Origin of the sequence: Collinsella sp. AF08-23, from assembly GCF_003479805.1 — a bacterium.
In the GTDB taxonomy this organism is placed as follows: Bacteria; Actinomycetota; Coriobacteriia; order Coriobacteriales; family Coriobacteriaceae; genus Collinsella.
Genome location: NZ_QUHV01000004.1, coordinates 1 through 9,431, shown reverse-complemented (window position 1 = coordinate 9,431; position 9,431 = coordinate 1). Strand labels below are relative to the sequence as shown.

Sequence of the window (9,431 nt, the reverse complement as noted above, 5' to 3'; positions counted from 1 at the left end):
GACCCCCCCCCCCCCCCCGAACTCGTCGGGATCAACGTTTTTTCCGATCGGCATGCCCTCTACATGATCCGCTGCTCGAGATTTGCATCTCCACGAAGGTCTGCCATGCTAGACAAGGTCACTTTCATTCCTTAGTAACAGTATCTAACATTGATTCTCATTATTCTGTTATTTCGTGTTAGGTCAAGATATGGTCAAAATGACTCGGCAAGCGGTAGTTCTTGCCTATTATTCCTCTTGTACCTGCGTGTTCTTTTTCGGTAAACGGTATTTGCGTCTAACTCGCATATCTTGAACTGCCTCTGTCTTATAAGGTTCTTTGCGTTAAGAATTGTTATGCGCAGATTACCTTGACTCCAGCCGCCATGAACGCTTCGCGCAGGGCAGAATCGAGCCCGGAATCAGTAATAACCACATCGATTTTGTCCAGCTGTGCTACCTTGTAGAAAAAAGACTTCCCGAACTTTGTGCTATCTGCCAGCAAGACAACCTGCTTTGCCTGGTCGATGAGCACTTCTTTCGAATGCCCGTCGGCTACATCCACAACCGAAACGCCTTCTGCAAGATCGACACCTTCGATAGTGAGGAACAGCGTATCGATCTGGAATTTCTTAATAAAGTCGTCAGTCAATGGCCCCATGAACGCCATCGACATGGCGCGGTACTCACCCGGACACATGATCATGCTTGCCCGGTGGGAAACCGATAGCTCCTGTGCTGCCAATAACGAGTGTGTCATGATGTTGACGCTTCTGTTATTTCGCGCCAACAAAGCCGCGAGCTCTTTTGCAGTCGTTCCGGCATCGAGGAAGATGGAGTCTCCGTCTTGGATATAACCCAGACAGGCGCGCGCAATCCTCTTCTTTTCCTCAACTGCAATATCGTGTTTTACCAGCATGCTATATTCTTGCAGGGCGCCATCGTTCATGACCGCAAGACCCTGAGAGACGGTAATCGAGCCATTTCCGGCAAGCTCTTTCAAATCACGTCGAACAGTCATGCTCGATACATTGAAACGGCGTGCAAGATCATTAAGGTCGCAGCTTCCCTCTTTTTGAAGCGTATCCAAAATTGCATGTCGCCGTTCAATTATTTTCATAAGGATCCATTCCGAATAACAAGCAATTACATTGCAATCGTATCACTATGGAAGATTGCGCGTTTCAAACAGCCGAATTACTGTCAATCGCACAGGCAAAACATTGCCCTCGTTCCCTCCTCATGCACATATCTATTTTACATTTATCACTATTATGTTATTTCTTGTGATACTCTGTGATTACGGCCATCAAATGGAGGGAGCTTCTATGAAAATCCTTGTCGGCAAATTCACTCTCGAATCAAATGAACATGTCCCCATGAAGTGTGACTTGGAGAACGTCGCCCTCTCCTACGCATCGGAGTCTCTTTGCCACATGCATCTCGGCAATGTATTTGATCGAGATGACATTGAAGTCATTCCTACGATTTGCGCCGACGCCGCATGCAGCGGGGTCATGAAGAAGCGAGCTTACGAGCATATCGCCGGAACGATCACTGATGCAGTCCGGGCCAATCTTTCCACTCTTGACGGCATCTACCTCTGCCTTCATGGGGCGAGTTATGTTGAGGAAGTGGGCTCGGGCGAACACGAACTTTTGGCACGTATCCGCGCAATTGTTGGCCCCTATCTTCCTATTGCGGTTTGCTGTGATCCTCATGGCAACCTGACTAAGGACTATGTAGAGAGCTGCACGTTCATCCGCAGCTATCGAGAAAGCCCTCATACTGATATTGCCGAGTCGGTTCATCGCACCTGCCGCGAACTGATTGCCTTCGTCGATGAGGGACGCCGCCCTGTTCCTGTCTACCGAAAGCTCCCCCTCATTCTTGGCGGAGAGCAATCCGTTTCTTCTGATGAGCCTGTTCGGAGCATTAATGCATATCTTGACGAACTCGAGCGGGATGAAGGAATCCTCTCCGCATCTTGGCATGTTGGCTATCTGAGACACGACTGCCCCGAAGCTGGATGCGGAGTTGTTGTCGTACCCAGATCGATGGACGACCGGCTCCATGCCGGAAAAATAGCCGACAACCTTGCCTCGTACGTTTGGGAACGCCGCTTCAAATTCCACTATACCGGCACGACCGCTGAACCTGATCAGGCGCTCGAGATGGCGCTGAAATGCGAAGGCACGCCTGCATTCGTCACGGATTCTGGAGATAACGTCACTTCGGGCGCCATGGGTGCCAACACCTTCATCTTACGGCAAGTTCTCGCCTTGGATCCCAAACAACTTGAAACCAAGAGCTTCCTTTTCGCCTCTATCCATGATGACTCAGCTTGCCACCAGCTCATGGGTCTTGCTGTTGGCACTTCTGCGGAAATCAAACTCGGCATTGGCGCGGATGCAATGAGTGAACCTGTTTCCCTCACCGTTGAAGTAATTGCAAACGGTCGGCAAGAGGGGACGCATATGTACGGTGAAGAGGGTGATTACGGGCCGATTGTCACCGTCAAGGTCGTCGATCGCCCGATTTACATTGCGATCACCGACAACAATCACTCATTTGTCGAGGAACACCAACTTGACGCATGCAATCTCGCCACCCGCGGAATTGACTGGCGCAACATTGATGTCATCGTTGTAAAGCAAGGCTATATCCATCCTGAGCTCAAGGCGGCGGGAGATTTTTCCGTCATGTCGCTCACCGACGGTGCAACGCCCCAAAACACCAAGTTGATCGACTTCAGGCGCATCATGAGGCCGATGTTCCCAATTGACGAGATATAGACCGTGGATTGGAGGCAGTGTGGCCGCCGCCATTATTGGAGCTGCCGCACTGCTTCCACATTTCGAGCGTTGATCTCGCAAATCCTAGAAGCATTTATTCTCAAGCTTATTCCGATTTATGCTGCGCTGGCATCGATTCTGGTTGCAGAAGCGTCAATGCTCGTTGATATAAATGGCGTTCTCTATTGTCTGCAATACGGCATGGACACCAGCGATGATCTAATTACGCCCTATTATCTTTTGTGGCTTCTCTCGTCAGAGCTCCTCTTATTGCCACGCTCGCAATTTGAGCATGAACAGGACATCATGGACGAGATCGGATGCTCGCCCTCACAGGCAATACAGTCCTACGCCCGACCATACGGCTACAGTTTTTTCCCGCACTCGTCAGGACTCCCCTGTCTGATCAACTCAAATCTATGCTCTTGTGAGACTAAAGGGTACTTGAAGTGGTCTACAGGACTCATGAACATTTCGAGCGGCCTGATGTACAAAGCGCAATCGCCATAAAGCGCACGATAAACTACGTATAACTTTCCATCCTCAGAATGTCGAGCCGTACCGATAACTTGGTATTCCTTGCCCTTGAAATGTCGGTATATCCCGCCTTCAACGGGGACTGCTTGCTGCACTTCGCTAGCCACGACCATCCCTTGCATCCCTTATCGAATCAACGGCTTTTACCACCTGATTTAAAAACATGCAAAACAGAATCAGACCACATAACACTACCATGACAAGCAGACCAAACCATAATGCCGGCAGGTTAAAGTCCTGAACCGCTCCGTAAAACCCGGTCTTCAGAAGATCATACATATGGCTCCCCACCAGACCAACCGGGATAGCCAAGAGCACGCATTCGACAACCGCAATCATAAGTTCATGCCGAGCTTTTTTCATCTGTTCAGTTAACTCAATCTCTCGGCTACGCAATGCGATTTCTTGTGACCGCTCTTCGCAGATGTCAGAAATAATCTGACATTCGATTGCCTTCTGGGCCTCAAAACATGCACCAGGATCTTCATCCGCATAATGGCGCTGGGCGTATTCGGCAATCAGACAACTGAGCAGCCGTGCCATCACTCCCCACCACCCGATAAGCTTGAGACCATATCCTCAAAGATTGCCTTTGCCTGCGGGGACAAATCGTCAAGAAACTGAGAACCAATAAAATCTTCTTCATTGTGGTAGAGCGCATCTTTTCGATTGCGATACAACCGTTCGCGACACGGCTCTGAAGACAGGCGCTCAAACACGAGCTGAGCGACGGCCATTCCCGGAGCAAGAGATATATTGTTTGGAGATGAGTTGTGCATGCCAATGCTCAATGTGCCAGCGTAGCTTGGATTGCAATGCTGCGCAGAGACCAAAAGACCGAACCGCGTGAAACGCGTTCTAGGCATAATGTGCGCTGCAATATCATCTGGAAGCTCGATACGTTCGGACAATTTGCAAAGCACGAACTGACCAGGTTTTAGAATATATCCATTTGATATATCGATAGATTCATATACAGAATCAACCGTCCTCTGGTCAAGAAGATTCACAATGCCAGGCATTGCAACGATTTCCTGTATTGAATCAGCCAAGGTTACATCGTAGGAGGACGACTGAAGGCGCTTCCCATCAAAGGGCGCTATCAAAGGCCGAGGGTTTTCAATTAGCTTGAGAATCTCATTATCCGACAACAGCATTTTCATCCCTCCCACAAACGAGAAAATGAATCTATTCAGTATACGCCAAACGACAGCACTCGGATTAAAAAACTGCGTTCATCTTGCATGCACTGAAAGTGACATTGAGTTGCAAGTTTATCGGAACGCATCCCAAACTCAGCTAGACACACATCGATGAATCTGGCAATCATACCCCTCAGGAGCCGGACGGAGCGGCCCGGGGCAGATGGGGGCAGTGGCGTTAATGCCGTAACGAGCCTCATATGAATCGAATGCATCTAGGCATGCTTGACGCATCTCGAACTTCACCCCTCCAAATTGCCCTTGCGACATAAAACATGGCAACGGTCAGGCGACCTGCTGACATTCAAAACTCCGCTCGTAAAGTGCCTCGGGGGCAATGTCTATGTCGCCATCGCACCATGTCATGATGCCGTGTTCGAGCCGGAAATCCTTGAGGACGTCCTCGTCCTCAAGCGGCTCGAAGGCGGGCATGGATAAAAGGCAGCTGGCATCGAACAGGCGGGTCTCCCCCGTCGAGAACGTGACGAGCAGGATGCGCTCGCCGACATACCGGGCATGGGAGACCTCGATGCCTTCAACGGGCTCCCCAGCATATGCGATGCCGTCGATGATGTACATGCTACCTCCTACACGAGCGGCTCAATCTTGTCGAAGGGCTTTCCAGCAACCGCAAGATTCCATGCCCTGTACAACTCGTCTTCATGCAGAGCCAGCCAACCGGATACGATGCGCAGCTGTTTCGCCGGAAGAGAGCCGGCCGACAGCTCCCCATCTATGGCAAGGGAAGCCCTGTATTCACCAAAGTAGACATGGACGTGCGACTAATGATGCTTCTCACTGTCCATGTAGATCATCTTGATGACAATTCCGAGAAATCGAGTCGCCTCTGGCATGCACCCTCCTTCCAGCTGGCCCCAGGATACCCGAAAGCAGGTGCTGCCCTCCACCGAATAATGTGCCGCACGAGCACTGGCGGAAGCGCCAGAATTTCAACATGACCGCGTGGTGAACCTGAACCAAAATCTCGTCATAGACGGACTTGGCTTCCCGCCGCTCGACATCGACGGCACGCGCAAAGCATGGCGCCCTATCTCAAGCGACACTGCTTCTCTACTCTCTTTTCAACCTTCTCATCAATCAAACGATTATATGATTCGAGCAACGTGCGCCTTGCATCAGCCAGCTTTTGGCGCTCTTCAGGCTCTCCGACCGATTCACAAGCATCGTCAAGGCCCAAGCACTGCTCTCCCCCGATCTTCTCTACATGATTTAATACAAGCTGGTACTGATACATAGAAAACAAAAGGGAGTGATAGCTATCGATAAACGACGACAACGATTTACCCAAGTCGCCCTTGAATACAAATTTCGCTTCAAGAGCCAAATCCTGCAACTCTGTCAACTTGCACAGAAGAAGCTGCTGGTAATCTTGCTCAAGAACATGCGCAATAGACGGACCAATGGAATAGAGATAAGCGTTATTGGTCATGAATTGAAAAGACAAATCGTTTGCCAAATCCGGGCTTTCTTGCTCCCTTTCTAGATAATGGCGATTTTTCTCACAAAGATTCATGAGGCTCCTAGCATTTGTCCACACGCTAAGCCGATGGTTAAAGAGCCCCTGCTTGTTTGACTGAGTTATTTGATGGAACGTGACAAAAAGAGCCACTAGCGCGGTCGACGCCGTCACCACAGCATCAACATTCGAAATAGCCATTTTGCACTCTCTTTCAGTCAGATCCTAAGCTGTACCTGCAAGCAATTCATGTTGTGAGAATTCTCGCACGCCGTGCGGACATGATTATCGACCTAGAGCCAAGTTTCATGCTCATGGGGCATGGCACCGGCTCCCCCATGTGCCTCAACCCACGGTACAGAACATCTTAACCTTCCGATTCCCCAACTCGTAAAAGCGCCGGGTCAGCTCTTCCTTTGAGATGTTTCCGCCGGTCTGGGCAAAGATCCACGCTGCCGTATTGTGCGCGGCGATCTCGGCGTCTATGTACAGGCCATCGTATTGCAGTTCGTGAGCGATGTCCCTTATGTCCCCGATATCCAAGACGTATGGGGTCGCGACCGCAACCCCACGGTAAAGCGCAATTCTCCACTCTCTTTGCGACGCGTATTGCACCGCCTTTTTGAACGGCCCGAAACAAGTCCCCGGGAGCCCATCGGGAAAGAAGGCGTCCCCCGGCGCTTCATCCATCTCAAGCAGAATATGATTGCCCAGATCCCGACCGGGAGCCAAGGCGGGAGGCCCATAGGCCACGGGCGAAAAGATGTATTCCGCCCCTTGGGCGGCCACCGCGCACACCACCCGTTTGAGAAACTGATCGATATCATCGATTGCGATGAAATACTCGCCGAGCTCGCGAGGGTTCCCTAGGGTCTCGATACACGGCAGTCCATTGATGTTCTTGACGGTATCCATGGCAAAGCAGAGGATATTACACGAGGCAAAACCAGATGGACACACTTGAGCGCAATGCATCTGCACCCTTCTGAACTCTATGGGCAATGCCTCCAGAGTCATCGGCTCAATCTCGAGGCTCAGACCTTCGGCGGCGTCCCTCTGGGCTTCGTTTCCGTTACTCCAAAAATACCCCAGGGAGTTCATGTAGAGCCTGCCGTCGAGGAATTCCTCTCTGTACTCCTGGCGACCAAAACCCTTGACGAGGCGGTAGCGTTCCATCGTGTCCCCCGAAACCCTCGATCCTCATATCTAGCACTTTCCCGAAATTATGCCCCTATTCACGACGCCGCATAGGTAGACGTAAATATGCTGGATCGTTCTTGGTGGAGGCATCCTAAACAGAAGTCGGGTTTGAGTAATCAATAGATTAGGTATGACATATATATTTGTTTACGTGTATATTCATCTAATTAGACGAGTTTTTTAAGAACTTGAACTTGTTTATAGTTGCAACAAACAAAACGAATGCTATCATTGCCTTAGATTCAAGGGAGGTCAGTCATGGAAACATCCAGTATCAGCCTAGATTTAACGAAGAGGTCATTCACCATTTCCGGAAGCGAGGAGTTTGTTTCTGCGCGTCTGGCGCAAATGCTTGAGCTGGTCTCCACAGCCACAAGCCCCTCAATCCCATCTTCAGAGCCTAAGACAATCATGCCAGATTCTTTCGACCGAGATGATGCGAGCCTCAAGGATCAGTGCGAGACTGCAGGTATATTCTACCTGGACCAAGAGACAGGGCTCCCGGTACTTCAAGAACGTGTTCCGGGAGAAAACAAACGAGAAAAAATGCGCAACGTTGCCCTGCTGCTTCTTTACGGAGCCGAAAAGCCCATTGAAGCCGCCTACATTAAGGAACAATGTCGCAGACAATCGTGCCTTGATACCGGGAATTTCTCGAAAGCGTATGAGATGGATAAACGGAATTTCATCAAAAAGGGCAAGACTGGATCGCGGGACTGGACGCTCGAACTCACGATACCGGGAATCAAGACAGCAGAAAGCCTCATTCAGGCAATTCTAGAATCACTTTCCGAATAAACCAACTGCGCCCAGTGAGAAACACCGGGCGCAGTATAAGAAACGCGGTCTAAAGACCGTCTTGCTTGTATTGTAACTTTACGCCATCGGAAAGGCAAACGCATGGACGCCTATTCGCCAAAAGATGTGTTGCCCCTGCTCGGGGGCCCTCGTGTCGCCATCGTCCTCAATGCCGCCGACAACGCTGAAGAGGCTCTGGAAGCTTGCGCATGGGAGCTCGATTTAGGGCAGGCATTATTAAAGCCGATCGGTTTGGCGGAAGTCATCGTTCGCAACTCCATAGACAGCGCAATTAACCAGTGGTGGATGGCCCAGGACCTTGAGAATACATGGACCACGTGCTCCGATATATATTCAAGCGCCCCCGTGCTCGCTCCGTTTGTCCATCGCACCGAATGGGAGAAGAGAGCCAAGCAGTATCTCCACGAAGGACAGGAGGTCGCTTCTCACGATGACATGATTTCCCATGCAACCTTGGGAACATGGAAAAATATGGTTGGCAATCCTGCGGGGCTCAGTCCCCGCGCTCCCATAGAATCAGAACGGCGGGAATCATGGGAAGCCGCTCGGAAACGCGACGCCCAATGCGCAAGACTCTGGAAGGATGTCTTGTACCAAGCGTTTCCCAATATACCGAAGACCAAAAAGGAACGCGGAAAACTATCCCCACGCGCATACATCGGCTTGAGACTCTCGAGAATGGGGTCTTTGCGAAACAGGGTATGCCACTGGGATAATCTGAGACTTGTTAACGTCAAGGGTCGTTATCAAGATGCTCTTGAGCTCATTCGTTCTGTCAGCCTGCCCGCATACGAATGGGCACGAGAAATATGTGATGCAGAAATCGCGGACTGCTTGTCGAGGCGCCCAGAATTCTTGAGTAGTGATGCAGCGACATCGGCGAAAGATGGCTGAACCATAGACAGAATTCGGGTGGAACGCAGGAGCTGAAACTCGAATGGCGATATTTAGTCCTCCGCCACTTCGGACTGCCTCAAGGAGTTCACCCGCCTCCATCTTGCCATCGGCACAATCGAGTTTTCGTATGGACCGCTTGCGGGCAACCCCACCGAGTGGCTGCGCAGTAACCCAAATTGGTAACGGCTGTCAGCCGCGATGGCACCACCGGTCGGTAGTGTCGGAAAAGTTGGTGTAGCCGGTCTTTCTGGGACGGGCCGCAGCCTGAATCCCTCTGCATCATAGCATCACACCGCCCTCCTCCCCGCGCCGGCGAGCTCCATCGCCGTCTCGACGATCATGAGGCCCCTCCTGCGCGACGCCTCGCTCTCGACGGGCTCGGGCCCCGCGGGCTCGGCCAGCTTGAGCATGGACTCGGGCGAGATGTAGCGCCTGCTCGACCAGTCCTCGTCCTGCTCGGCGCACACGGTGATGTGGCTGATGTGGCTGATGTGGCAACACCTTCTTGAACAAATCTACGAGAGG

General features: G+C 51.2%; 11 protein-coding genes and 1 pseudogene. 3 read left to right on the top strand and 9 right to left on the bottom strand.

Translation table 11 applies throughout. The annotated features are described in order from the left end of the window. Nucleotides 1–334: 334 nt before the first annotated feature. Nucleotides 335–1,099 carry a DeoR/GlpR family DNA-binding transcription regulator gene (locus tag DWV48_RS03180; protein WP_118653399.1) on the bottom strand — a complete coding sequence of 255 codons (765 nt, stop codon included), beginning with the start codon at nucleotides 1,097–1,099 and terminating at the stop codon, nucleotides 335–337. A 208-nt stretch (nucleotides 1,100–1,307) separates the two neighbouring features. Here DWV48_RS03180 and DWV48_RS03175 point away from each other — a divergent pair, with 208 nt between their 5' ends. Then, nucleotides 1,308–2,774, top strand: coding sequence for a M81 family metallopeptidase (locus tag DWV48_RS03175; RefSeq protein ID WP_118653397.1), 1,467 nt, complete (start codon nucleotides 1,308–1,310; stop codon nucleotides 2,772–2,774). A gap of 365 nt (nucleotides 2,775–3,139) precedes the next feature. Here the strand turns inward: DWV48_RS03175 and DWV48_RS09485 are convergent, their stop codons facing one another. The 7 genes and pseudogenes from DWV48_RS09485 to DWV48_RS03140 form a co-directional block, all read right to left on the bottom strand. Then, nucleotides 3,140–3,424, bottom strand: coding sequence for a DUF1653 domain-containing protein (locus tag DWV48_RS09485; RefSeq protein ID WP_118653395.1), 285 nt, complete (start codon nucleotides 3,422–3,424; stop codon nucleotides 3,140–3,142). Beyond that, nucleotides 3,411–3,854: a hypothetical protein gene (locus DWV48_RS03165; RefSeq protein WP_118653393.1), complete on the bottom strand. Its 444-nt coding sequence runs from the start codon at nucleotides 3,852–3,854 to the stop codon at nucleotides 3,411–3,413. The genes DWV48_RS09485 and DWV48_RS03165 overlap by 14 nt, the downstream gene beginning before the upstream one ends. After that, complete coding sequence (gene dcd / locus DWV48_RS03160; RefSeq protein WP_118653391.1) at nucleotides 3,854–4,474, bottom strand: dCTP deaminase; 621 nt, start codon at nucleotides 4,472–4,474, stop codon at nucleotides 3,854–3,856. Before dcd ends, DWV48_RS03165 begins: the two co-directional genes overlap by 1 nt. A gap of 324 nt (nucleotides 4,475–4,798) precedes the next feature. Further along, on the bottom strand, nucleotides 4,799–5,092 hold the full coding sequence (locus DWV48_RS03155) for a DUF2442 domain-containing protein (RefSeq protein ID WP_118653389.1): 294 nt from the start codon (nucleotides 5,090–5,092) through the stop codon (nucleotides 4,799–4,801). Between the two features lie 8 nt (nucleotides 5,093–5,100). Continuing rightward, a pseudogene (locus tag DWV48_RS09480) lies at nucleotides 5,101–5,280 on the bottom strand (DUF4160 domain-containing protein); the annotation flags it as partial. Between the two features lie 281 nt (nucleotides 5,281–5,561). After that, nucleotides 5,562–6,191, bottom strand: coding sequence for a hypothetical protein (locus tag DWV48_RS03145; protein ID WP_118653387.1), 630 nt, complete (start codon nucleotides 6,189–6,191; stop codon nucleotides 5,562–5,564). Nucleotides 6,192–6,335: 144 nt separating this feature from the next. Then, a complete protein-coding gene (locus DWV48_RS03140; protein WP_118653385.1) occupies nucleotides 6,336–7,166 on the bottom strand; it encodes a hypothetical protein in 831 nt (276 codons plus the stop codon). Nucleotides 7,167–7,448: 282 nt separating this feature from the next. Here DWV48_RS03140 and DWV48_RS03135 point away from each other — a divergent pair, with 282 nt between their 5' ends. After that, on the top strand, nucleotides 7,449–7,988 hold the full coding sequence (locus DWV48_RS03135; protein WP_118653383.1) for a hypothetical protein: 540 nt from the start codon (nucleotides 7,449–7,451) through the stop codon (nucleotides 7,986–7,988). Nucleotides 7,989–8,090: 102 nt separating this feature from the next. Beyond that, complete coding sequence (locus DWV48_RS03130) at nucleotides 8,091–8,903, top strand: hypothetical protein (protein ID WP_118653381.1); 813 nt, start codon at nucleotides 8,091–8,093, stop codon at nucleotides 8,901–8,903. A gap of 290 nt (nucleotides 8,904–9,193) precedes the next feature. Here the strand turns inward: DWV48_RS03130 and DWV48_RS03125 are convergent, their stop codons facing one another. After that, nucleotides 9,194–9,373 (bottom strand): hypothetical protein, encoded by a 180-nt coding sequence (locus DWV48_RS03125; protein ID WP_199588884.1) that lies wholly within the window; start codon nucleotides 9,371–9,373, stop codon nucleotides 9,194–9,196. Between the last annotated feature and the right edge of the window lie 58 nt (nucleotides 9,374–9,431).

What these genes read in the sequence shown, in the direction of transcription:
- DWV48_RS03140 (WP_118653385.1), bottom strand. Translation starts at nt 7,166, where the DNA reads ATGGAACGCTACCGCCTCGTCAAGGGTTTTGGTCGCCAGGAGTACAGA.
- DWV48_RS09485 (WP_118653395.1), bottom strand. Translation starts at nt 3,424, where the DNA reads ATGGTCGTGGCTAGCGAAGTGCAGCAAGCAGTCCCCGTTGAAGGCGGG.
- DWV48_RS03145 (WP_118653387.1), bottom strand. Translation starts at nt 6,191, where the DNA reads ATGGCTATTTCGAATGTTGATGCTGTGGTGACGGCGTCGACCGCGCTA.
- DWV48_RS03130 (WP_118653381.1), top strand. Translation starts at nt 8,091, where the DNA reads ATGGACGCCTATTCGCCAAAAGATGTGTTGCCCCTGCTCGGGGGCCCT.
- DWV48_RS03135 (WP_118653383.1), top strand. Translation starts at nt 7,449, where the DNA reads ATGGAAACATCCAGTATCAGCCTAGATTTAACGAAGAGGTCATTCACC.
- dcd (WP_118653391.1), bottom strand. Translation starts at nt 4,474, where the DNA reads ATGAAAATGCTGTTGTCGGATAATGAGATTCTCAAGCTAATTGAAAAC.
- DWV48_RS03175 (WP_118653397.1), top strand. Translation starts at nt 1,308, where the DNA reads ATGAAAATCCTTGTCGGCAAATTCACTCTCGAATCAAATGAACATGTC.
- DWV48_RS03165 (WP_118653393.1), bottom strand. Translation starts at nt 3,854, where the DNA reads ATGGCACGGCTGCTCAGTTGTCTGATTGCCGAATACGCCCAGCGCCAT.
- DWV48_RS03155 (WP_118653389.1), bottom strand. Translation starts at nt 5,092, where the DNA reads ATGTACATCATCGACGGCATCGCATATGCTGGGGAGCCCGTTGAAGGC.
- DWV48_RS03180 (WP_118653399.1), bottom strand. Translation starts at nt 1,099, where the DNA reads ATGAAAATAATTGAACGGCGACATGCAATTTTGGATACGCTTCAAAAA.